Raw genomic sequence first — 23,034 nt, 5'->3', positions numbered from 1 at the left:
CGGGGCGGCTCTGTGGTTAGTGAAGGTTGCGCAGGGCCTGGAGTACGCCGGTCTGCCGGATCATTTGCGACGTCATCTGCTGCGTCTGCAGACTCAGTTGCAACTGGTTGGCGACCTGCTGGTTATTGCCTGCGACCTGGAGCAGCTGGGCGATCGCGCCGGCCTGCTGCGCGGTGCCCGGCACGATGTTTTGCGTGGCGATGCCGGCCGGCGTCTGCAGCGTCACGTTCACGCCGTTGCTGCCGAACGAGATGCCCGCCTTGATGTTGCCGCTCGCGTTCGAGGCCGAGGCGCTCGACTGATTGGCACCGGCACCGGGTACGCTCGCCACCGGTTGCGCGTTGTTGTCCCAGGCGATGGTCGCGGCGTTGGAGCCCGCGTTGCCGTTGCCGGCCACCTGGGTGATCTGCGAAACGCCGTTGACCGACACGCTCTGGCCACCGGTGGCCGTCGCGCTGGGGTTGGCGCCGCTCGTCTGTGTCGTGGTGCCGCCCGCGTTCGTGCCTTGCGTCGGGTCGATCACCTGCGCATACGTCTTGACCTGCGCACTCATCTGGTTCGCCGCGTTCTGGGCGACGGAGAGCGCGCCTTGCGCGACCGCCGTCGCGCCGTTGGGCAACTGCCATTGCGAAAGCAGGTTCAGGACGAACCCGGAAATCATCTCGCTGCCGGCGTATTTGCCGGACTGATGCGCGAGCACGTCGTCGCCGACGGCTTCGCAGTGGATGCGCTGCTCCTGCTGGCCAGCACCCGAAAGAAACGCCGGCACGGGTTGCAGCACCTGCGCTGCGGCCGGCGGTGACGCGGCGATGCTTTCGGCGGCTGACGCACCGCTCGCAAAAGCGCAAGCGAAAGCGCAGACACCTGCCGCGATGCCACACTGTGAGAGGTTGCGGTTCATGACTCTGGACTTTCAGAACATGACGGCCTTGTCGAGGCCGTACTCGAAAAAGGGTGTCGCGGCGGTGCCGTTGTGCAATGCCCCTTCACGCAGCTTGAGCGCCAGCGACTCGTTGTTCTGCAACAGCGGAGAGTCCTCCAGAAACGGTTTGCCGAGCACCGCGAAGACGAGGCCGTTCCAGGTCTTCGTGAAATCGTCCTCGGCGACGATACGGTTGCCGAGCGCGGGGTCCGCAATGAAGATGCGGCCGTCCTCGGCGTGCTTGACGATCACGAAATGCTCGTAGCCCGAGATGTTCATGAGCACGAGCACGGGAATCTGCAGGTGGTAGAGCGCATCGACGTTGACGCGAAAACCCCGCCCGCGCAGGCCGATCGTTTCGACGAACTTCTTCATGTCGAGCATGGAGAAGCCGTTCTTGACGACCACCTCGGGCGTGGAGAACACCATCATCTGGCGGATCAGTTCCGGCTCGGGAATGTCGATGCCGTAGCCATACTTCAGCAGCGTCGCCAGTGCGGCGGCGCCGCAGCTGTAGTCGTATTGCTGATTGACGATGCTGCGATAGCGCAGGTCCCGCATGGAGTGGATCGGAAGCTTGATCGGCACGCCGGCGAGCCTGGTCGCATCGAGCGTCGACTGCGCATGGACTGGCGCGAACCCCGCACTGGCGGCGAACGCCAGCGCGACGGCGCAGATCCTTGACGCCGGGGACGAAACGGACCCGGACATGGTGGTCTCCTGTCGACCTGAGCCAGCGCATGCACGCCGGACTCCGGTCCTTGCACAGCTTGTGGATCACGCGCCGGCCGCGGTGTAGACGGCCCGTGCGTCGGGTTGGTGCGTCGTTGCTCGACTGCTTTTGCTGCGCGATGCGTGTTGCGATGCGGCTGCTACCGGAGCGGGTCCCGCGTGCGGCTGCGGGACCCGTTGCGCTACAGCGTGCCTTTCGGACCGGTCTGCCGACCGAACTCCGGCCGTGCTGCTCAGTGGCCGTTGTTCATGGCGGCGATCGCCATGCCGTTGTGCTGCAGGTTGCCGATACCGCCGGCGATGTTCACGCCGATGTTGCCGGTCGCGCCCGTGAGCGTGTTGGCGCCGAGCATCGCCGTGCCCTGGAACTGGCCGTTGGCGCTCATGTTGGCGTTTTGCACGTTGTTATCCGTGGCGACCATCGCGACCGTCGAGTACGAACCCGAGGCGGACGTCGTGACCGAGCCGGCGAGGCTGTTGTTCTGCGCGTTGCCGATACCCGATGCGACGTTCACGCCCACGTTGCCCGACACGCCCGCGAGCGAGCCGTCGCCGACCGACGCGTTCAGGTTGAAGTTCTTCACCGTGGCCGAACCGCTCGACGCCTGGGTGTTGAAGACCTGTGCGTTGCCGAAGACGTTGCCCATGTCGACGGAAGCGAGCGCGACGTCGTTGCTTTGCGCGTTGTTGATGCCTTCCGCGATATTCACGCCGAGATTGCCCGTCACGCCGGTCGCGGCGTTGTTGCCCGTGCCCGCGTTGAGCGTGCCGGCCTGTTGCGTGTCGATGTGCTGCGTGACCGAACCCGTCGTGTGTTCGTCGACGGTGTTCAGCGTGTCGTTCACGCTATAGCCCCAGCCGCTCGCCGAGTTCTTCGCATACGAAGCCGACTGGCTGTGCGAAGCCGAGTTGCTCGACGACGCGCTGTCCGTGTGGGCGTAGGCCGTCGACGAGGTCTTCTGCTTGCTGCTCGAGCCGTTCACGTTGGCCGTGAGCGAAGCGCTGCCGGCGCCGTCGGCGTAGGCGGTGTTGGCGCTCGTCGTGGTGTTGCTGGCGTTCTTCGTGTCGCTGTTGTTCCAGGCCGAAGCAATGCCCTTCGTGTCGCTGTCGTTATGCGAGTTCGTGTTCGTATGCGTGCTGCCTTCCGAACCCGTGGCTTGCAGCGAAGCGCCGCCGTTGTGCGAGTTGCCGCTGCTCGCCCACGACGCGCCCACCGTGAAGCCGCCGCTGCCGTTCTGCGACTTCGTCGACGTGTTGTTGCCCTGGCTCGCGTAGCTCTGGCCGTAGTTCTTGCTGCCGACGTCGCTCGAGGTGCTGTTCGCGGTCGTCTTGCTCGAGCCGCCGTTGTCCGTGGCCACGTGGTAGTCGGCGCTGACGCTGGCGTTCAGGCTCTTGCCGAAGCTCGAGCTGCTCGACGAGCTCTTCGTCGTGGAAGCGTTCGCCTGATGCGAATCCGACGCGCTGTTCGAAGCCGACCAGCTGCTCGACGAGCTGCCGTTCGAATACTTGTAGGACGAGTTCGTGCCCGTGCCGTTCACGCTTTGCGTGCTGTCGTTGAAGGTGGTTTTGATGTTGCCCGACAGGTAGCTTTGCGCTTGCGGCGTCAGCGTGCCGCCGCCGGTCGTTTGTGCGTTGTTGATGACGGCGCCGGCGGTGCTCGAGACATCGACGCAGCCGTACAGCGTGACCCAACCGTTGATACCCACGCCTTCGCTGACGCCCGTGGCGTTGAACAGATACGCCATGTTCGAGGGAACTGCGTAAGCGGAACCGGCCGCCGACGCGAACACTGCCGCTGCTATGAGGGTGCGCTTCATGATTTCGCTCCGATACTGAGTGGTCAGTTAGAAAAGAGTGCCCGCCGGGGGACGGAGCACAAAACTGTTTGCCGTGACGTTACCGGCACCGGCTGCCTGGTTCACCTGCACTAGACCCGTCGCATTCCTGAATGCCGCATTGTCGATGCGTACCTCACGAATACCCCCTGCCTGGGCTCTTTGCCCCTGGCTGCCGTTCGTTGCGGCGGCGGCGGACAGCTCCCCGTCCGATACCGCCACAACTCCCATCGCGCCACTGCTGATCAAGGCAGTGTTGCGCTGGACATTGCCCACGCCCGCCGACTGATTCACCATCATTGCGCCGGTCGTGTTCGCAAACGCGCCCGCACCGATCGTCGCGCTCGCGTTCTTCACGTGCGCCGTCACGGTGGCGAGCTGTTCGTCGCCGTTGACGCTGACCGCCACGCTGCCGCTCGTGACCGTCAGCTGGTTGGCCTGGGCGTTGTTCACGCCGGCCGTTTCGTTCACTGCGAGTGCGCCCGTCGACGAGGTGCCGGCGTTGGGCGCGATGACTGCCGTGGCGCCCACCGTGGCCTGCGCCTGGGCGTGCGCGGCAAACGCGCACAGACCGAAGGCGAGGGCGGCGCACACGGCGAGCGCGCGCGGCGCGCGCAGGTCGAACGAGTTGCGGATCAAGCGATTCATTTGATGGCCCCCATGGCGCCCGTGAGCGGCGCGAGCGCGCCGGTGATCGTCGAGGAAATCGTGCCGCCGAGTCCGCTCACCGCGCCGCCGCTGGCGCCGGGGCCGGCGGCCATGTTCGAACCGGTGGCGTTGCCCGAGAGGATGTGCGTGATGGCTTGCATGCCCGCGGACTGCGCGTTCATGGCGCCGTTCGCGTTCACGCCGCTGTTGCCGCGTGCGTTGGTGAGATCGGTGTCGGTGACGAGCGTCGCCATCGCCGGATCGAAGCTGTTCTTGGGGAACGTGGTGGCGCGCACGAGCACCGGGTCCTGGCTTTTCGGCACGCTGGCGAAGGCGCTGCGCGGCGTGACGTCGCGTTCGACGACGATATCGCCGGGATTGACGGTCTGCTGCGCCGCGGCCCCCGCCGTGACTCCCGCCGCCAGGACGCCGCATACGGCCACGGCCACCCGGAGCGAACGCCGGCTCGCGCCAGGCGTCGTCATGTTGCGTGCTCTCATTTCGGTCTCCTTGCCCGGACGGCGGGTCTTTCGCCTTGCGCCGTCCGATTCCGTGCGCTCGTAGCGACACGGTCTGCTATCTCGATCTGGTCTTGCCCACTGCCGGTGCTGCGTGTTCGGTACTGCGACCGCTCGATGCCTGATTCACGATGACGGCTCGGCCGCGGCGCCTTACTTGCGCGTGTAGCTCGCCACGTTGCCCTGCGCGTTCTGCGCGGCATCGACGGGAATCGGCAGCGGTGCGGGCGGCGCGATTTCGTCCCACAGCGTCACGCTGTTGCCGCCGCGCATGAGTTGCGGCGTCGCGGCCACCATCACCATGCCGACGGCGCCGCCGCGCTGGCGCGAGAGCGTCTGGTCGTCGAGCGCGCCCATGCCGGCGAGCATGCCGTCGTCGCCCGACGCGCCGGGGTCGGCGGCCGGGCGGAACGTCAGGACCGCGGACTCGACGCCGGCGCTGCGCGTGCTGCTATCGCTCGCGTTCGTATCGGCGGTGCCGGCCTGCTGCATGTCCGGCGCGGCCGTGGCGGCGCTGGCGGACGATTCCACTGCGGTTGCATCGCTGGGCGTCGGCGTCGTCGCCGGCGAGAGCGTCGCGGTTGTTACAGGAACGACATCCGCCGCGGCGTTCGTCACGCTGGCGACGCTTGCGGCTGGCACAGTCGACGGGTCGACCGATTGAGCCTGGGCGAGCGGCGCGAAGACGACGAGCGCGGCAGGCACGAGCGCGGCTGCACAGGCTAGGCTGCTGCTCATGACACTGCGGCGGACTTGCTGGAAGTTGAGTCGCATGGCGTATCTCCTGGTGCGGAGACATTTAGCGAAACGTGTGCCATCGGCCGCAATCCGTTGATACGCCTCGGTCCGGGTTTTTAGCTGCGGATTTTTATCAGCGGATATAGGCCAAAATGTTTCAGCCTTGAAACGCGAGGCGGCTTAAACCCGTCGGCATTGCAAAACGGTTTCAAGAGAGAACGTTTGCGTTCAGGTTTTTGAAGTGATTAAGCGAATGAAAACATACGTAATTATTTCTGAACTGACAAAATGCTCTCGGTAAGTGGAAGCCTTTCCATTTCAGTGGAAATGCTTCCATCGGTCCCTTATCGATTCCATTCGCATAAATCCTATCCAAGTGCCACGAGGCTATAGTAAGCTTCAGAAAAAGCCGTATAACGAGAAAAGAAAAGCCCGCCATCGGGCACGTTGACACACACGCCAACTCGGGGATTCACTGTCAGCAAAAGCCTGTCCGTTCGCCACATTCCGGGCGTCCGGCCAAGCGGGTGTTTGCTGCGTGTCTGGTCATTCAGGTGCGTGCCGTCATTCCAAACGATGTGTTGGCAAGAGGATCTGAATAATGGAACCTGCAACGCGGCAATTGGTGTACGTGACGCGCAATCCCATTGCGGCGCTGAACGATCGCTTCCACGAACGTGGCTGGCAGGTCGAGGTCGTCGGCAACGCGCGCGACGCGCGTCGGGCATTGCGCTCAGGTACGCCGGCAGGGGGGCTGATCGACTTGTCGAGCGACTTTCATCTGAATGAAATCGGTTCGTTCGAGCCTTGTCTCACCTTGCCCAACGTCGGCTGGGTGGCCGCCACGACCACGGGGCAATTGCAGGACGCGACGCTGCGCCGTCTGGTGCGCGATTACTGTTTCGATTACGTAACGGTGCCGTGGAACGGCGACCGTATCGTCGATTCCGTGGGCCATGCGTACGGCATGGTTTCGCTCGGCGAAGCCTCGGCCAACGACACCACGGGCGGCACCGAAGGCGAGATGGTGGGCTCCTGCGAGGCGATGCTCGCGTTGTTCCGCTCGATCCGCAAGGTCGCCATGACCGACGCGCCCGTTTTCATTTCGGGCGAATCGGGCACCGGCAAGGAACTCACGGCGGTGGCGATCCACGAGCGCTCGTCGCGCCGCAATGCGCCGTTCGTGCCGATCAACTGCGGCGCGATCCCGCCGCATCTGCTGCAATCCGAGCTGTTCGGCTACGAGCGCGGCGCCTTCACGGGCGCGAACCAGCGCAAGGTCGGCCGGGTGGAATCGGCGCATGGCGGCACGCTGTTCCTCGACGAAATCGGCGACTTGCCGATGGAAAGCCAGGCGAGCCTGCTGCGCTTTCTCCAGGAAGGCAAGATCGAACGCCTAGGCGGCCATCAGTCGATTCCCGTCGACGTGCGCATCATCTCGGCCACCCACGTCGACATGCGCGCGGCCATGGTGGAAGGGCGCTTCCGCCAGGATTTGTATCACCGCCTGTGCGTGCTGCAGATCGACGAGCCGCCGCTGCGCGCGCGCGGCAAAGACATTGAGCTGCTCGCGCGCCACATGCTCGAACGGTTCAAGAAGGACGGCACGCGGCGTCTGCGCGGCTTCTCGCCCGACGCCATCGCTGCGCTGCACAACTACAGCTGGCCCGGCAACGTGCGCGAGCTGATCAACCGCGTGCGTCGCGCGATCGTCATGTCGGAAGGCCGCGCGATCACGGCGCGTGATCTCGAACTCGGCGATTACGTGGAAGTCGTGCCGGTGTCGCTCTCGCAGGCGCGCGAGGCGGCCGAGCGACAGGCGATCGAACTCGCCTTGCTGCGTCATCGTGGCCGTCTCGGCGACGCCGCGCGCGAGCTGGGCATTTCGCGTGTCACGCTGTATCGGCTGCTGTGCGCGCACGGCATGCGGCATCTGGAAAGCGAACCGCTGGCGCCGCATCCCGGCGGTCTGGCTTCGAGCGGCAACGCATAAGCGTTTCTTCTCTGCAATTCCATTCGAATCAGCAAAACGGGCAGCGCAATCGCGTTGCCCGTTTTTTTTGTTGGTTGCGGCCGCAACTAGCTTTACACGTTTTAGCTTTTCAAAAACGCGATTTTTTCTTGTTCAATATCGATTTCAGCGCGAGGTATTTGAATCGCTTCCTGCTGGAATGCCGGGAGCGATACACGCCGCGATCGCGCTCGTGATTCCCGCCACGATTCCCGCGCGCAGGCGGGGGCGCAGGTGGGGGCGCAGGTGGAGTTATTGGCCGCGCCGGGCGGCCGCGCGCTGCACTTGCTAAAATCGCGGTTTTGACTCCGCCCCGGCGCCGCATCCACGCCGAGCCGCCCGCCGAAGGAACCCGCATGAAACAGTATCTCGAGCTTGTCCGCTCGATTCTCGACACCGGCACGTGGCAGGAAAACCGCACCGGCATCCGCACCATCAGCCAGCCGGGCGCGATGCTGCGCTTCGACCTCCAGCAAGGCTTTCCGGCCGTGACGACCAAAAAGCTCGCGTTCAAGTCGGCCGTGGGCGAGCTGATCGGGTTCCTGCGCGCCTCGCGCAACGCGGCGGAGTTCCGCGCGCTCGGCTGCAAGGTCTGGGACGCGAACGCCAACGCCAACGAGCAATGGCTCGCCAACCCGTACCGCGAGGGCACCGACGATCTCGGCGATGTCTACGGCGTGCAATGGCGCAAATGGCCCGCCTACAAGGTGCTCGAGGCCGGCGCGGCCGCGCAGATCGCCGACGCGCAGGCGCGCGGCTACGCTCAGGTCGCGCAGTTCAGCGAAGACGGCCAGCCCAAGGTGCTGCTCTACAAGGCCATCGACCAGTTGCGCCAGTGCCTCGACACCATCATGAACAACCCCACGGACCGGCGCATTTTGTTTCATGCCTGGAACCCGGCGGTGCTCGAGGAAATCGCGCTGCCCGCGTGCCACCTGCTGTACCAGTTCCTGCCGAATCCGACGAAGCGCGAAATCTCGCTGTGTCTCTACATCCGCAGCAACGACGTGGGCCTCGGCACGCCGTTCAACCTGACCGAAGGCGCGGTGCTGCTGCACCTGGTCGGCCGCCTGACGGGCTACACGCCGCGCTGGTTCACGTATTTCATCGGCGACGCGCACATCTACGAAAACCAGCTCGACATGCTCAACGAACAGTTGCGCCGCGAGCCGTTCCCGAGCCCGCAACTCGCCATTTCGGAGCGCGTGCCCGAGTACGCGAAAACCGGCGTCTACGCGCCCGAGTGGCTCGACCAGGTCGAACCGTCCGACTTTTCGCTCGTCGGTTACCAGCATCACCAGCCGCTTACGGCGCCGATGGCGGTTTGAGCGTCGGCAGGAGAATGGTTCGTTTGCGTCGATGAGCGTTCGATGAGCGTCGATGAAAAAAGCCCGCGAGATTCGCGGGCTTTTTTGTTTCCGGGCGAGACCGGAGTGGTGCTCGCGCCGATCAGCCGTGGTGATGCTCGTCATGATTGCCGCCGCCGGCCGCGCGTTCCTGCGGATGCGGCTGGGGTTGCGGTTGGGGATGCGGCTGCGGTTGCGGCCGCGGCGCCTCGGCGTGCTGCTGGGGTTGCGGCTGCGGATGGAACTCCGGACGCGCTTGCGCTTGCGGCTGCGGGTGAAATTCCGCGCGCGGCGGCTGCTGAGGCTGCGGACGAGACTCGGCGCGCGGTTGCTGCTGAGGCTGCGGATGGAACTCGGCACGCGGTTGCTGCTGCGGTTGCGGTTGCGCCTGAGCTTGCGGATGAACCTCCGCGCGCGGCTGGGCTGGCGCTTGCGGATGCGCTTCCGGACGGGCCTGCGGCTGCTGCGCCATCTGCGGGGCGTGCTGTTCCGCGCCCGGTTGCGGCACATGCGGCGCGTTGGCTTCGCGACCGGCTACGTTTTCGGCGCCGTGCGGCTGTTGCATCGCCATCGCCGGAGCGTGGGCCGCCTGTTGACCCGCTGGATGGCCCGCTTCGTTGCCGCCCGGCTGGCCGCGCATGGCCATCGGCGTGTGCTGCTGCGTCCACACCGGCTGATGCTGGGCGCCTTCCGCCGCACGCGCGGCGTTTAGGGCGTTCGGTGCGCCCGGCGCGGGTTGCGCCCCGGGTTGCCCCGCGTGCGGATTCGCCGGCATGCCACCCTCCGGACGGCCCGCGAACTGCGGCGGACGCGGCACGCCGTGCTCCCCGGCTTGCGCTCCAGCCTGCGCTCCCGCTTGCACGGCGGCCGGCGCGCCCGGCTGGCCGTGTTCCGCGCCGCGCTGCATGGCGTTCATGGCGGGCGCGCCGCCATTCGGCCCATTGCCCGGCGCGCCCGGCCGTCCGGCCTGCGCTTCGCCCGGCCGACCCGCCGCGCTCATGACGGGCGTGTGCGGCCCGACCACGCGCACGTTCTGCGCGCTCCAGCCGCCGCGATTGGCCGGCGAGAACGGCGAAAACGACGCGTGCGCCGGAGCCGCCGTGCGGATCACGGGGGCGCCCGCGCCCGGCACCGTGCCACCCGCATGCGCATAACGCTGCGCGAGACTGTCGTGGAAGGCGGGCGGGGCGACCGGTGCGCGCGTGGCGACCACCTGACGCTGATTCAGCGCGGCGGGCGGACGGTAATCGGCGCGCCGCTGGTTCGGCCCGAAGCTGCCCTTGACCGGCGCGATGCCCGGCGTGCCCGACTCGGGCCGCGCGTTGCGCCACTGCTGCGGATCCACGTGCTGCGCGAACCGCGACGCCGACTGCCCGTGCACGAACGCCGTTGCGGGCACGGCCGTCACGGCGCCCGGCACGCGGTAATTGACGAACGTGTTGTGCACGTTGATGTTCACGTTCTGCCGGTAATTGTTGATGACGACGGGACGATTCACGCGGTCGTAGTAGTGCGGGCTCCAGTCGGCCCAGCGCGGATGCCACGCCTCGCCCGGCCCGAGCGCGAACCACGCGACGCCCGCCGCGGCCACGCCGCCCACCGCCAGATTCACGCCCCAGTCGGCGCCGCCGCCGCCGCCGCCCACGAACGCGACCAGCGCGGGCGCATACACGGGCGGCGCGCTCTCGACGAGCGGCCCCGGCACCCACGCCCACGAATCGTCGACATGCGCCCAGCGGCCATAGTGATAAGGCGCGAAGCCCCACGGCGCGTCGTCGACCCAGGTCCAGCCCCAAGGCGCCTGCCAGACCCAGTGGCCGTCGTGATAGGGCGCCCAGCCCGCGGGCTCCGCGTTCGGAATCCAGACCGCGCCGTACTGCGGGTCGTTGCGCCACGTGCCGTTGGCGTCGAGATCCTGATACCCCGGCATGTCGCGCGACACGTAACGCGCCGAAACCGAGCGGTCCTCGGCGGCGTCGCGCGAGAGCGCCCACTGGTCGAAGGCGTCGGCGGGCGGCGCGGCGTTGCTGGCCGTCTGCTGCAAACCGGTGCCCGCGAAGCGGATCTGCTGGCCCGCCGTCATCGGCACCTGGCCGTTCTCCCCGTATACGGTCACATTGCCGCTGCGCACGGTCACGGTGGTGGCGCTGCCGTCGGGCGCGACATCGACACGGTAATCGCCGGGGCTCGTCACGCCGAGCGCGAGATTGGGCGTGTCGATTTCATACGAGGTGCCCGCGGGAATCTCGCGCACGCGCGTGGAGAGCGTGCCTTGCGCGACCTTGAGCTGCGTGCTCTGGTCGTCGAGATCGAGCACGTCGAGGCTCGTTTGCGGCCCCATGCGCACGGCCGTCGAGCCGATGTGCAGTTCCGAGCGCGCGTTGGCGTCGTTCCAGAGCTGGTCGCCGGTTGTGAGCGGGCGGTTGAGCTGCGCGTAGGACCAGTCGCTCGCGCCGGCCGGCTCGGTCGTCACGGCGCCGGCCATGTAGTCGAGACGCGCGATACGGCCGGGCGGATCGCCGGCCGCGTTCTGTGCCTGGGGCGCGGCGACCGGCGCGGGCGGCGCTTCGGCGGTCTGCGCGAACGCGACCGGCGCGGCGGCGAGATTCAGCGCGGCGAGCGCGGCACAGGCGAGCAGCGTGAGCGAGGCGGCGGGTCGGCGGGAAATCGGTCGGCGGGACATCGGTCGCTGGGACATCGGCCAGGCGGCATGGTTGCGCCGCGAAAGTTGCGGGGACGGTGTGTTCTCGGGCGTGGGCTTGCGCGTTGTCATGTTCGTTCTCCAGGGCGCCAGCGTGCTTGCGGCGCTCCATGACGGCCACTCTATCCGGCGCGCCTGTTTCCAGGCTGTCGGAATTGTTAGGGCTTATGCAGGAGATGTAACAGAACGTGTGACCGCGCGGAAAGCGGCCATGATCGGCGCCGAACGCCACGGGTTAGGGGCACGTAATCGTTCTTTACGCGTCCCTCGCCGTGCATGGGTCAGTCTTTTTCCGCCGATGCCGGTCACCGCGCGCCGGAGTTCATCAGCGCGTCGAATTCGCGTTGCCCCGGCGGCGTGATGCGCAGCACGCGCGGGCGGCTCGCGCGCTCCACCCAGCCGCGCTGCGTCCACGAGTCGAGCAGCGCCGCGCCCAGCGCGCCGCCCAGATGCGGCCGCCGTTCGCTCCAGTCCAGGCAGGTGCACGCGAAGCGCCGCCGCCGCGCGCGCAGCGCCGGCACGTCGACGCCCCAGCCCGCGAGGCGCGCGGTGCCCGCGGGCGTCACGTCGAGCGTGTCGCCGTTACGCGTGAGCAGACCGCCATCGACGAGACGCTCGAACATCTGCACCGCGACTTCGCCTGCCATGTGGTCGTAGCAGGTGCGCGCGTGGCGCATGTCCAGCGGCACGGTGCGGGCGGGCCGCGTGGCCGGGCGCGATCCCGTGTGCGACCCGCCGGGAGCATCGGCAACCGCGTGGCTGATCGGGCCGGCGTCCGGATCGGCACGCGCGCCGGCCTGCGTCCCGGGCCGCACGGGCGTGGCAGTTTGCGCGACGTTCATCAGCGCTTCGATCGCGGCGGCGATCTCGGGCGTGGCGATCCGGTAATAGCGATGCCGGCCGCGCGCGTCGAGCGCGAGCAGGCCGCCTTCGGTGAGGCGCGCGAGATGGCCGCTCGCCGCCGAGGGCGACAGACCGGCGACCAGCGTGAGTTCGCCCGCCGGGCGCGCGCTGCCGTCCATGAGCGCCCAGAGCATGGCGGCGCGGCCCGGGTCGGCGAGCAGCGCGGCGACCCGCGCAAGACCGGGGAAATGGCTCGATTCGGGAGCGGGGAGGGGCATGGCGAGTCCTCGGATGGCCGGAAACTGACGGGCGGCAAACGTGTCGATTTCGTTACTCTAACGAAACGCCGCATGCGACGTTTCAGTGCGGCGTGAAATGTCGATGCACGAACGCCGGCGTACGAGACGAGCGCGTTCTGCGGCCGCGCGGGGCGCCGCGCTAAAATTGGCTTCTCTTCAGCCCGTGGTTTTCCGCTCATGACACGCTTTCTCGCTTCGCTTGCCGCCCTCGCGCTCACGCTATCGTGCGTTGCCTGCGCGGGCGGCGGTTCGGGTTCCGGCTCCGGGTCGTCCAGCGGCGCGAGCGGCATCACGATGTACGGCACGATCGACGAAGGCGTCACGTTTCATAAGTGACGCGCGCGGTGTTGGCGTGGGTGTCGAAGCGCCTGTTGGCAGAAATTGATGTCGATATGACCTGACTGCCATTGGCGCGCATGCGATGATCGGCCCATCGTCGTCATGATTGCCGTCGCCATGCCTCCTTGTTTCGACTCGCTCCCCTCGGCGCCCGCCGCGAACACCGCCGCGCGCCACGTCGTCTTTGCCGTCGCGCCCGCCCTCGTGCTGCTGGACGCGTGCGGCCCCGTCGAGGCTTTCTGGCGCGCCGAACTGGCGATGCGCGCCGCACGGGGCGTGTCGGCACCTCACGCCGCAACGCACGGCGATTCGCGCGATGGCGCCACGCGTCGGCCGCGCATCGAACCTGCCGCAACGGCTTACCGCACGACGCTCGCCTCGATCGACGGCGGCGTGCTGCCCACGTTCGCGGGCCTGCCCATCGTCACCGAGCGGCTCGACACGCTCGATCCCGCCACCATCGACACGCTGATCGTGCCGGGCGTGCCCATCGACGAGACTTCGCCGCTGCAGCCCGCCCTCGTCGACTGGATCGCCGCCGCGGCGCCGCACGCGCGGCGGCTGGCGTCGGTGTGCACGGGAGCGTTTTATCTCGCGGCGGCCGGTTTGCTCGACGGTCGCCGTGCCGCCACGCACTGGCGCAACGCGGCGCAGCTCGCGCGCCGTTTTCCGCGCGTCGACGTCGATCCCGAGCCGATCTTCGTGCGCGACGAGCGCGACGGGCGCGTCGTCTGGACTTCGGCGGGCGTGACCGCGGGCATCGACCTCGCGCTCGCGCTGATCGAGGAGGACTGCGGCCACGCGGTCGCGATGCAGGCCGCGCGCCGCCTCGTCGTGTTCATGAAGCGGCCGGGCGGCCAGGCGCAGTTCAGCGAGATGCTGGCGGCGCAGGCGTCGGCGGGCGGCGAATTCGACACGTTGCACACGTGGATGGCGGGCAATCTGCAAGGCGAACTGAGCATCGAACGGCTCGCCGAGGCCGCCTGCATGAGCCCGCGCACCTTCGCGCGCCGCTACGTGGAGGCGGTCGGGCGCACGCCCGCGCGCACCGTCGCGGCCATGCGCGTGGAAGCGGCCGCGCAGGCGCTCTCGGCGTCGCGGCGGCCGCTCAAGCGCATCGCCGTGGATTGCGGGTTCGGCAGCGAGCAGAATTTGCGGCGCGCGTTCGAGCGGCGTTACGGCGTGCTGCCGCTCGACTACCGCGCGCGTTTTGCGGCGAGTTGAGCGGCGAGTTGAGGGCGAGTTGAGCGGCGCGTCGGGTGGTGAGCCGGGCGAGGGCTCGAACGAGCGTCGGGCGACGAAGCGCGCAACCCGCGCCGCCCGCTGACCGCCGCGCGCCGCCCGCCGCTCCCCGCGCGCGCACATTACATCCACATATTGCGCTCGTATAATCCGCCCCATCCCCCAATCGAACGCCGCGCGAGCGGCCTTGCCATGAGCGCACACGAGATGAAGACGCCTTCCCAACCGCTGGATCGTTCGGAAACGACGTTCCGTTTCCTTGCCGAACCGACCTCGGTGAATTTCGGCGGCAAAGTGCACGGCGGTGCGCTGATGAAGTGGATCGACGAAACCGCCTATGCGTGCGCGGCCGTCTGGTCTGGCCGCTACTGCGTGACGGTGAGCGTGGGCAATATCCGCTTTCGCCGCCCGATCCTCGTCGGCAACATGGTCGAGTTGCGCGCGCGCGTGGTCGCCACCGGCCGCACGTCGATGCATATCCACATCACCGTGCATGCGGGCGACCCGAAGAGCGGCCAGTTGCGCCTCACCACGGATTGCCTGATCGTGTTCGTGGCCGTCGACGAAAACGGCAACCCCATTCCGGTGCCGACCTTCGTGCCGGAAACCGACGAGCAGAAGCGCCTCGCGAAATACGCGCTCGACGTGAAGGAAGCGCTCGACGCGATCGTCGAACTCAAGCCCGAGGAAGTCGCGAAGGGCGAAGTCTGACGCGGCAGCGTTGCGTATCGGCGTGAAAACGTCGGCATAACATCGCCAAAAACGCAACGGGCGGCGAGCCATTCCGCTCGCCGCCCGTTTTTTATCGACGCGACATCACGCCTTCAGGTTGCCCACCATTTCGTGCGGCTTCACCCATTCGTCGAACTGCTGTTCGGTCACATGGCCGAGCGCGAGCGCGGCGGCCTTGAGCGTGGTGCCTTCCTTGTGCGCCTTCTTGGCGATCTGCGCGGCCTTGTCGTAGCCAATGTGCGGATTGAGCGCCGTCACGAGCATCAGCGACTCGTTCAGCAACGTGTCGATGCGCGGACGATTCGGCTCGATGCCCACCGCGCAGTGATCGTTGAAGCTGAGCGCGCCGTCGGCGAGCAGGCGGATCGATTGCAGCACGTTGTGCGCGATCATCGGGCGGAACACGTTCAGCTCGAAGTTGCCGCTCGCGCCGCCCACGTTCACGGCCACGTCGTTGCCGAACACCTGGCAGCACAGCATGGTCACGGCTTCGGACTGCGTGGGGTTGACCTTGCCCGGCATGATCGAGCTGCCCGGCTCGTTTTCGGGAATCGACAGTTCGCCGAGGCCGCAGCGCGGGCCGCTCGCGAGCCAGCGCACGTCGTTGGCGATCTTCATGAGGCTCGCGGCCACGGTTTTCAGCGCGCCGTGCGCGAACACGAGCGCGTCGGCGGCGGCCATCACCTCGAACTTGTTGGGCGCCGTGACGAACGGCACGCCGGTGAGCTTCGCGATGTTCTCGGCGACCTTCTGCGCAAACTGCGGATGCGCGTTCAGACCCGTGCCCACGGCCGTGCCGCCCTGCGCGAGTTCGTACAGATGCGGCAGCGTGGATTCCACGTGCTTGATGCCGTGATCGAGCTGCGCCACGTAGCCCGAGAATTCCTGGCCGAGCGTGAGCGGCGTGGCGTCCTGCAAGTGCGTGCGGCCGATCTTGACGATGTCGGCGAACGCCTTCGCCTTGGTGTCGAGCGTGTCGCGCAGCGTCTTGAGCGCGGGCAGCAGATGCTTGACGATGCCCACGGCGGCGGCCACGTGCATGGCGGTCGGAAACACGTCGTTGGACGACTGGCCGCGGTTCACGTCGTCGTTCGGGTGCACCTTGCGCGCCTCGCCGCGCTCGCCGCCGAGCAGCTCGCTCGCGCGGTTCGCGATCACCTCGTTGAGGTTCATGTTGGTTTGCGTGCCGGAGCCCGTTTGCCAGACGGCGAGCGGGAACTCGCCCGCATGCTGGCCCGCGATGATCTCGTCGGCGGCCTTGACGATGGCCTGCGCCTTGGCTTCGTCGAGCACGCCCAGCGAGAGATTCACTTCGGCGGCGGCGCGCTTGATGGTCGCGAGCGCGGTGACGAGTTCGGGCGACTGTTTTTCCGTGGAGATGCGAAAGTTCTGCAGCGATCGCTGCGTTTGCGCGCCCCATAGCTGCTGCGCGGGCACGGCAATCTCGCCAAACGTGTCGCGCTCCATGCGGACGTTGTCATTGCTTGCGGTCATTGAATACTCCGGTGATTGAAGCGGTGCCTGGCGTGACGGCCGGGCGCCGCTTGCGTGACGGGTTCGGAATCCGCGCGGTGGCTGACTGCGGGCAGGCGGGGCGCTTCGACGGATTTCGCAAGTGCGGTACGTCGGGGCGCGGCGCTCGCGCAAAGTGCGCGGCTGGCTAGGCAGCTGATAAGCAGCGGAATAAGCGGCTAAATAAGCGGCTGACCAGGCGGCTGGCTAGGCGGCGGATCGTGCAGCGCGGTCGAGCGAGCCGCCGTGTGCGTGGCGAATCGCGAGCGCGAATCGCCACGGCAAATCACAACTGGCTATCGACCGGCAACAGCAAGAATAGCCCGGTTAGGAGATTTCGGTAAAAACCCGCACCGGGATCGAGGTTGTAGGTGCGGATCGCGCCGTCTTCCTCGTCGGTCCAGACGAGCGGCGAAGCGGTCGCGCTGCCGCGCAGTTGCGCGAGTTCGGCGGGCGTGGCGAGCGTCACGTGATAGCTGACCTTGGGCGAGGTCGCGAGCCGGAAATAGCCGGCCACCCGCTGCGCGAGCGGCGGACTTTCGATGATGAGCGCGAGTTCCGTGTTGAGGTTCGCCGAGCGCGGGTCGAGATTGAGCGAGCCGATCACAAGCGTGCTTTCGTCCACCACGTAGGTTTTCGCGTGCAGACTCGCGCGCGATTTCGACCCGACGATACCGAGGCGGCGCGAGTCGTTGGGCGAGGGCAGCGTGGGCTTGAATTCGTAGAGCTGCGCGCCCGCCTGCAGCATGGGCACGCGGTACGGGCTGTAGCCCGCCTGCACGGCCACGGCGTCGGTGGCGGCGAGCGAGTTCGTGAGGATCGACACCTGCACGCCGCGCGCCTGCAGCTTGCGGATCGCCTCCACGCCGGTGTCGTGCGGCACGAAATATGGCGAGAAGATCAGCACGCTCTTTTGCGCGGCGTTCATGCGCGCGAGCGTCGCGCGCATCGCGTCGCCCATGTCGCCGTCGGGCAGGCCCGCGATCTTCTCGGGTTTGTCGGCCACGAACTGGCAAGTGGCCCACGTGAGCCCGAGTTCGCCGCGCGCGATCTGCTGGGCGAGCGGCGTGGCGTTGAGCGGTTTCGCGTTGTACGGGTCCGCGTCCTTGTGCCAGTGCGCGCGCAGGTCGTCGCGCGCCACGTCGAGATCGTGTGCGTCGAACTTCTGGTGATTGAGCGTGCGCAGCGGATAGGCGAAGTCGCTGTTCCAGTAAGCGTCGAAGCTCTGCGAGATCTGCGTCGTGACCGGGCCCGCCGCGAGCACGTCGAGATCGCTGAACTGGAGCGTCGGACTCGCGCTGAAGTATTCGTCGCCCAGATTGCGGCCGCCCACGATCGCCAGCTGGTTATCGACGATCATCGCCTTGTTGTGCATGCGGCGCGTGAAGGCGTCGATGTTGGTGAAGACGTTGGTCGTGCGGCGGAACACGCTTTCCTGCGAGCTGCCGTACGGATTGAACACGCGAATCTCGATGTTCGGATGGCTGTTCAGCGACGCCATCAGCTGGTCGATGTCGTGGAAATTCAGGTCGTCGACGAGCATGCGCACACGCACGCCGCGATCGGCCGCATAGAGCGCGGCGCCGAGCAGCAGCTTGCCGGTCGTGTCTTCATTGGCGATGTAGTACTGCATGTCGAGCGTCTTCGTCGCGGCGCGCGCGAGCGCGATGCGCATCTGCAACGCGTCGGTGCCGGTGGCGAGCAGACGAAAGCCGGTTTGCCCCGGATGCGCGGCCTCGGGCGCCGCGAGCGCCGCGCCGAGCGGCGTGGCCGTGGAGGGCGCCACGGCCTCGGTGTGCTGGCGTTGCAGGTCGCTCGCGGGCGGCCGCGTGGCGCAACCGGCCGCGAGCGCGAGGCAGGCAATGGCGAAACCCGTGCGCAGCACGGCGGCGGCGCGCGCGCGGTAACTGGCAGCGGCGAGCGAAAGGTGTGGCGTGGGCAAGCGAATTCTCCTCTTCGACCGCGTGGCGGCGTGCTTTGCTTTGATGTGCGTCGGGGGCGCGCTTCGGCCGCGTCGTGTTCGCGCTGTGCTTCGTTCGCGCGTGGTTCACGCTTCGTTCGCGTTCGTTCGTTTTCATTGCACGATTTGCGTGTCGATTCTACGCAAACCGGCACGGCGCCTCGCGCTGGCGCGCACCCAGCGAAGACGGCAAGCAATTTGCGGGCCGCATCGGCATGGCGATGCACGCGCCGGGCATGAGGGCGGGTTTGGCGCCTTCTGTCGACGCAAGGCCGCTAGCGGGAACGATGGAGAGGGGGAAGGCGCGCGGGGTGGCGCGAGGGCGCACGCGCGTTGTTGCTCGCGCCCGGCGTCCGGGCGCGCATCGACAGTCGACAGGAGAGGCGGCGAGCGCGTGCTTCGGCGGACGAAACAGCGCTCGCGTGCGATCAGCCGCGAAGAGTCGCAGGCAGCCGCAAGCAGCCGCAATCAGCCGCGTTCGGCCGAACCGGCGACGGCCTTGGCTTCGGCGGCATCGCGCTCGCTGCCGCGCGCGGGCTTGCCGGCCCAGTAACCCGCGAGCAGCGAGCCCGAGAGGTTGTGCCAGACCGAGAACAGCGCGCCGGGCAACGCGGCGAGCGGCGTGAAATAGATCTTGCCGAGCGTCGCGGCGAGGCCGGAGTTCTGCATGCCCACTTCGATCGCGAGCGTGCGGCACACCGACTCGTTGAAGCCGAGCAGGCGGCCGCCCCAGTAGCCGCCCAGCAGGCCGATACCGTTGTGCAGCACCACGCCCACCGCGACCACCGGGCCAACGGTTGCGATGCTCGCGTGCGTGCCGCCCACCACGGCCGCGATGATGGCGAGGATCGACACCATCGAGACGAGCGGCAGCACCGGTTCGATACGGCGCACGAGACCGCCCGCCAGGCGGTTCACGACGAGACCGATGGCGATCGGCAGGCCGACGATCTGCAAAATGCTCATGAGCATGCCGTGCACGTCCACGACGATCGAGGCATCCACGTACAGGCGCGTGAGCAGCGGCGTCGCGAACACGCCCACGAGCGTGGAGAGCGCGCTGATCGTCACCGACAAGGCCACGTCGCCGCGCGCGAGATAGATCATCACGTTCGAGGCCGTGCCGCTCGCCACGCTGCCCACCAGCACCATGCCCGCCGTGAGGTCGGGCGGCATGCGCAGCACCTTGGCGATAGCCCAGGCGGCGAGCGGCATCACGAGGTAATGCAGGAAGATGCCGGCCGCGACGGGCGCGGGCCGCGTGAAGACGCGCTGGAAGTCGGCGAACGAGAGCGTCACGCCCATGGCCAGCATGATGATCATCAAGAGCGTCGTGACGTGCGGCGCGATCGGGGCGACGGCGCCCGGATTGAAGTACGCGAAGACCGAGGCGAGCACGGCCCAGAGCGGGAAAAGTCGGGTGATCGGGGCAAGCATGAAAAGAATCCCTGAGGGTGGCCGGTTAAGGCGGTCCGTATGAATGGTTTCGTTATGTCGTGGCGCACCACGTCACGCGAGCGCGCAGGCAGGCGTGGGCGACGCGCGGCCGCGCGCGCTTACGTTGCGACGAGTCGACATGGGTCGATGCGAGACTCGCGTCGAAGCCAGTTGCGCGGCGGGGTTTCGGGTCGCGCAGGTCGTGACGCGCAGGGCGGGACACGGCGAGTCACGACACGATGCGGCGACGTCGCGCGCGGCACGCGTTGCCGGGTTGGCCGGCGAGGCGGGCAGGGCGCGGTCTCCTGCTCGTGATGGATGCCCTCGTGGGACGGACGGCGCCAGACCTCGATCGTCGACCGGGTGATCGAGACCGTGGCTGTCGCGCCAGCCGCGTATTTTAACGGCTTGCGCACGCCGTCCTTTCAACGCGTCGGAAAGCGTTGTTACGACGTGACGGTAAAGCGTGCCGAAGCGACGGCGGCGCGAGTTCCGGTTCAGTCCTGGCAGCGGCTCAGGCTGATGCGGTGAAAGCGCCACGTCATCAGCACGGCGACGCTCGCGAGCCCCGCCGCGAGTCCCCACCAGAGCCCGAGCGCGCCCATGCCGAAGTGGAACGCGAGCACATAGCCCACGGTAAAACCGATGCCCCAGTAGCCGAGCGTGGCGGCGACCATCGGCACGCGCGTGTCCTTGTAGGCGCGCAGGCAGCCCGAGCCGACCGTCTGCACGCCATCTACGATCTGAAACAGCGCCGCCACGCCCAGCAACGTGGTGGCGAGCGCGACGGTGTTGGCGTTGGCGGGATCGTCGAGATGCAGATACAGGCCCACGATCGAGTGCGGCGCGAGCACCATGACGAGCGCGGAAAGCGTCATGAACGCGGTCCCGAGCGCGAGCGCGACGAAGCCCGCGTGGCGCGCCGCGCGCGGCTGCCCCGCGCCGATCCAGTAGCCCACGCGCACGTTGGCCGCCTGGCCGATCGAGAGCGGCACCATGAAGGTCACGGACGCCACGTTGAGCGCGATCTGGTGCGCCGCGAGCGGCATTTCGCCGAGCAGGCCCGCGAGCAGGCCGGTTGCGAGAAAAAGCGTGGCCTCGACCGCATAGGTGATGGCGACCGGCCAGCCGATCGTGAACAGCTCGCCCATGAGCGGCGCCGTGGGGCGGCGCGCCGCCACGAAGTGCTGGTGCGAAGGCCGCAGATGCAGGAGCGCCATCAGCACGAGCGCCGTCAGCCAGACCGTGACCGTCGTGGCCGCCGCCGAACCGAGCAGACCCATGCGCGGCAAGCCCCACGCGCCGTAGATCAGCCCGTAGTTGAGAAAGCCGTTGAAGAACACGCAGCCGATCGAGATCCAGAGCAGCCGCCGCGCCGCGCCGATCGCGGGCAAAAACGCGCGCATCAGGCCCACGCCGATCAGGCTCGCGGGCGCGCCCCAGCGCAGCACGGCCGCGTAGTCGCCCACGTGTTGCGCGAGCAGCGCCGGTTCGCCTAGCGCGACCAGGATGGGCGTGGCGAACGAGAGCAGCGCGAAGGCGGGCAGCGAAAGCAGCAGCGAGAGCGCGAAGCCGGTCCAGTAGATGTGCGGCACGCGGCTTTCGTCGTCGGCGCCGCGCGCCTGCGCGACGCTCACGCTCACCGAGGTCAGCACGCCTTGCAGCACCGTCACGATCACGAAGAACAGGTTCGCGCCGAGGCCGCCGGCCGCGAGCGCGTCGGCGCCGAGCGAGCCGAGCAGGATGGTGTCGGTGACGCTCATCGCCATCTGCGAAAGCTGGGCGATGGCGAGCGGCCCGGCGAGGCGGGCGGTATCGGCGGCGTGGCGGCTCAGCGTGGGCGGCGCGGCGGCCGCGCGGCTGGCAAGGGTGCGGGTGGTGCGGGTCATGAAGGCGGGGCGGCGCGAGCGGTGTTGGCGGCTGGCGCGTCTTTCTGGTGATAGACGTATCGAGCCTGAAAGCTTATTGCCTCGCGGCGCGCTTGTCGATGCGAATGCCCGAATCTGGTGCATTCGGGAGCGGCGCTTTTCCGGGTGGGTTCGTTATGCCGATGGCGTGCGGGAGGCCGCGGCGGTTCGATTCAGGTCGATGCGCTCCGATTGCCGCGCCGCGGGCGAAGGCGCTGTGCGCAACGTGTTCCAGCCCGCTGCGCGGTCAGTCGGCTTCCTTCACGGCGATGCGCGTGTCGCCGAGCAGCACGGACTGACCCGCGCGGATCTTGCAGGTTTTACGCAGCTCGACTTCGCCGTCGACCTTCACCGCGCCCGAGGCGACGATCTGTTTGGCCGAGCCGCCGCTGTCGGCGAGGCCGATGATCTTGAGGAGATTGTGCAGTTCGACGAAATCGCCGGTCAGCGTGAAATCGAGATTGGGCATGGCGTGGAGGATTCGCTGAAATTCGCTCGAGACGAGTTGAGACGAGTTTGAAACAGACACCGTGCGCGCGCGGCGCGGCGCCGGAAGGGTGAGCATCATACGCGATCGGCGGTTTCGCGCTGGCGGCTTCCGTGGCGGCGTTGTTACGTCTTGGGGCCAGATGTTATGAATCTGTCAGTAAATGAAACGGTGAGTAACGCTGCGGGACCGCGCGTCAATCTTCAGATGACAATGGGTTCACGCCGGATCGAAACCGCCGTCCCGCAGCCGGGACGAGCCGGAACGAAACCCGGCGCGGCTCTCACGGGTATGCCCGTTGCAACCGCACTTTTTGGAACCACTGCAAAGAGGATACGCCATGACCCAGATTCGCAAGCTCATCACCAGCACCGCTCTCGTTTCGGCCGCCGTATTCGCTCAGGGCGCCTTCGCCCAGTCGACGGCCACGCCGCCCGCCAATCCGGCGCCGGCCATGCAAGCCCCCGCCATGGCGCCTGGCGCCGCGCCGGGCCAGGCGCCCGCCGCTGCCGGCATCGCGCAACCCGCGCCCGCGCCGCAGAATCTGACGGCGCCGCAATCGCCGGATCCGCTCGTGCAGAAGCGTAACGCCAACGCGCAGGCGAACGCCGAGTACAAGGATGCGAAGAAGTCGGCCAACGCGGACTACAAGGACGCGAAGAAGTCGGCCAAGTCGCAGTACAAGTCGAGCGTCAAGGACGCCAAGATCAACCGTAAGGCCGATCATCAGGCCAACAATTCGGAAATGAAGGACCAGATGAACGGCATGTCGGCGCAGCAGCAGGGCGGCCAGCAGCAGCCGTAAGCGTTCTTTGCGCTGCTTCT

General features: G+C 67.5%; 19 protein-coding genes. 6 read left to right on the top strand and 13 right to left on the bottom strand.

Features of this window, described 5'->3' with window-relative positions; genetic code table 11:
* Positions 1-16 precede the first annotated feature (16 nt).
* From FAZ98_RS09585 to FAZ98_RS35575, 6 genes are all read right to left on the bottom strand, one after another.
* Entirely contained in the window at positions 17-901 is an 885-nt protein-coding gene (locus FAZ98_RS09585) for a peptidase C39 (protein ID WP_158950974.1), read from the bottom strand.
* Positions 902-913: 12 nt separating this feature from the next.
* The gene (locus FAZ98_RS09580) at positions 914-1,633 is read right to left on the bottom strand and encodes a C39 family peptidase (RefSeq protein ID WP_158950972.1); all 720 of its coding nucleotides are present in this window, start codon (positions 1,631-1,633) and stop codon (positions 914-916) included.
* A gap of 254 nt (positions 1,634-1,887) precedes the next feature.
* Positions 1,888-3,471, bottom strand: coding sequence for a beta strand repeat-containing protein (locus tag FAZ98_RS09575; protein WP_158950970.1), 1,584 nt, complete (start codon positions 3,469-3,471; stop codon positions 1,888-1,890).
* Between the two features lie 27 nt (positions 3,472-3,498).
* Entirely contained in the window at positions 3,499-4,137 is a 639-nt protein-coding gene (locus tag FAZ98_RS09570; RefSeq protein WP_158950968.1) for a hypothetical protein, read from the bottom strand.
* Complete coding sequence (locus tag FAZ98_RS09565; protein ID WP_158950966.1) at positions 4,134-4,637, bottom strand: hypothetical protein; 504 nt, start codon at positions 4,635-4,637, stop codon at positions 4,134-4,136. Before FAZ98_RS09565 ends, FAZ98_RS09570 begins: the two co-directional genes overlap by 4 nt.
* Positions 4,638-4,808: 171 nt before the next feature.
* On the bottom strand, positions 4,809-5,429 hold the full coding sequence (locus tag FAZ98_RS35575; RefSeq protein ID WP_233272593.1) for a hypothetical protein: 621 nt from the start codon (positions 5,427-5,429) through the stop codon (positions 4,809-4,811).
* Between the two features lie 565 nt (positions 5,430-5,994).
* Here FAZ98_RS35575 and FAZ98_RS09555 point away from each other — a divergent pair.
* A complete protein-coding gene (locus tag FAZ98_RS09555; protein ID WP_158950964.1) occupies positions 5,995-7,386 on the top strand; it encodes a sigma-54 dependent transcriptional regulator in 1,392 nt (463 codons plus the stop codon).
* Positions 7,387-7,760: 374 nt separating this feature from the next.
* Positions 7,761-8,732: a thymidylate synthase gene (locus FAZ98_RS09550; protein WP_158950962.1), complete on the top strand. Its 972-nt coding sequence runs from the start codon at positions 7,761-7,763 to the stop codon at positions 8,730-8,732.
* Positions 8,733-8,853: 121 nt separating this feature from the next.
* On the opposite strand, the gene FAZ98_RS09545 is transcribed toward FAZ98_RS09550, so the two are convergent.
* Together FAZ98_RS09545 and FAZ98_RS09540 are read right to left on the bottom strand one after the other, a co-directional pair.
* Positions 8,854-11,433, bottom strand: coding sequence for a DUF6600 domain-containing protein (locus tag FAZ98_RS09545; protein ID WP_158950960.1), 2,580 nt, complete (start codon positions 11,431-11,433; stop codon positions 8,854-8,856).
* Between the two features lie 323 nt (positions 11,434-11,756).
* Positions 11,757-12,572 carry an ArsR/SmtB family transcription factor gene (locus tag FAZ98_RS09540; RefSeq protein WP_158950958.1) on the bottom strand — a complete coding sequence of 272 codons (816 nt, stop codon included), beginning with the start codon at positions 12,570-12,572 and terminating at the stop codon, positions 11,757-11,759.
* Positions 12,573-12,770: 198 nt separating this feature from the next.
* Between FAZ98_RS09540 and FAZ98_RS35345 the strand changes: the two genes are divergently transcribed.
* The 3 genes from FAZ98_RS35345 (at position 12,771) to FAZ98_RS09530 (ending at position 14,885) form a co-directional block, all read left to right on the top strand.
* Positions 12,771-12,929: a hypothetical protein gene (locus FAZ98_RS35345; RefSeq protein ID WP_199272255.1), complete on the top strand. Its 159-nt coding sequence runs from the start codon at positions 12,771-12,773 to the stop codon at positions 12,927-12,929.
* A gap of 120 nt (positions 12,930-13,049) precedes the next feature.
* On the top strand, positions 13,050-14,156 hold the full coding sequence (locus tag FAZ98_RS09535; protein ID WP_158950956.1) for a GlxA family transcriptional regulator: 1,107 nt from the start codon (positions 13,050-13,052) through the stop codon (positions 14,154-14,156).
* A 225-nt stretch (positions 14,157-14,381) separates the two neighbouring features.
* On the top strand, positions 14,382-14,885 hold the full coding sequence (locus FAZ98_RS09530) for an acyl-CoA thioesterase (RefSeq protein ID WP_158951937.1): 504 nt from the start codon (positions 14,382-14,384) through the stop codon (positions 14,883-14,885).
* A 105-nt stretch (positions 14,886-14,990) separates the two neighbouring features.
* Here FAZ98_RS09530 and fumC read toward each other — a convergent pair whose 3' ends face one another.
* The 5 genes from fumC to FAZ98_RS09505 all read right to left on the bottom strand — a co-directional run bounded on the left by fumC (position 14,991) and on the right by FAZ98_RS09505 (position 22,191).
* Positions 14,991-16,400 carry a class II fumarate hydratase gene (fumC, locus tag FAZ98_RS09525; protein ID WP_158950954.1) on the bottom strand — a complete coding sequence of 470 codons (1,410 nt, stop codon included), beginning with the start codon at positions 16,398-16,400 and terminating at the stop codon, positions 14,991-14,993.
* 304 nt (positions 16,401-16,704) lie between these two features.
* Positions 16,705-18,303 (bottom strand): phospholipase D family protein, encoded by a 1,599-nt coding sequence (locus tag FAZ98_RS09520; RefSeq protein WP_233272705.1) that lies wholly within the window; start codon positions 18,301-18,303, stop codon positions 16,705-16,707.
* Positions 18,304-18,846: 543 nt separating this feature from the next.
* Positions 18,847-19,815 carry a ketopantoate/pantoate/pantothenate transporter PanS gene (gene panS / locus FAZ98_RS09515; protein WP_158950952.1) on the bottom strand — a complete coding sequence of 323 codons (969 nt, stop codon included), beginning with the start codon at positions 19,813-19,815 and terminating at the stop codon, positions 18,847-18,849.
* Positions 19,816-20,312: 497 nt separating this feature from the next.
* A complete protein-coding gene (locus tag FAZ98_RS09510) occupies positions 20,313-21,704 on the bottom strand; it encodes an MATE family efflux transporter (RefSeq protein WP_158950950.1) in 1,392 nt (463 codons plus the stop codon).
* 265 nt (positions 21,705-21,969) lie between these two features.
* Complete coding sequence (locus FAZ98_RS09505; protein WP_158950948.1) at positions 21,970-22,191, bottom strand: RNA-binding S4 domain-containing protein; 222 nt, start codon at positions 22,189-22,191, stop codon at positions 21,970-21,972.
* Between the two features lie 358 nt (positions 22,192-22,549).
* Here FAZ98_RS09505 and FAZ98_RS09500 point away from each other — a divergent pair, with 358 nt between their 5' ends.
* Positions 22,550-23,014, top strand: coding sequence for a hypothetical protein (locus FAZ98_RS09500; RefSeq protein ID WP_158950946.1), 465 nt, complete (start codon positions 22,550-22,552; stop codon positions 23,012-23,014).
* Positions 23,015-23,034: the final 20 nt, after the last annotated feature.

Source organism: Paraburkholderia acidisoli, assembly GCF_009789675.1.
Lineage (GTDB): Bacteria > Pseudomonadota > Gammaproteobacteria > Burkholderiales > Burkholderiaceae > Paraburkholderia > Paraburkholderia acidisoli.
The sequence above is the reverse complement of the archived record's forward strand: the minus strand, read 5'-3'. Positions and strand labels throughout refer to the sequence as shown.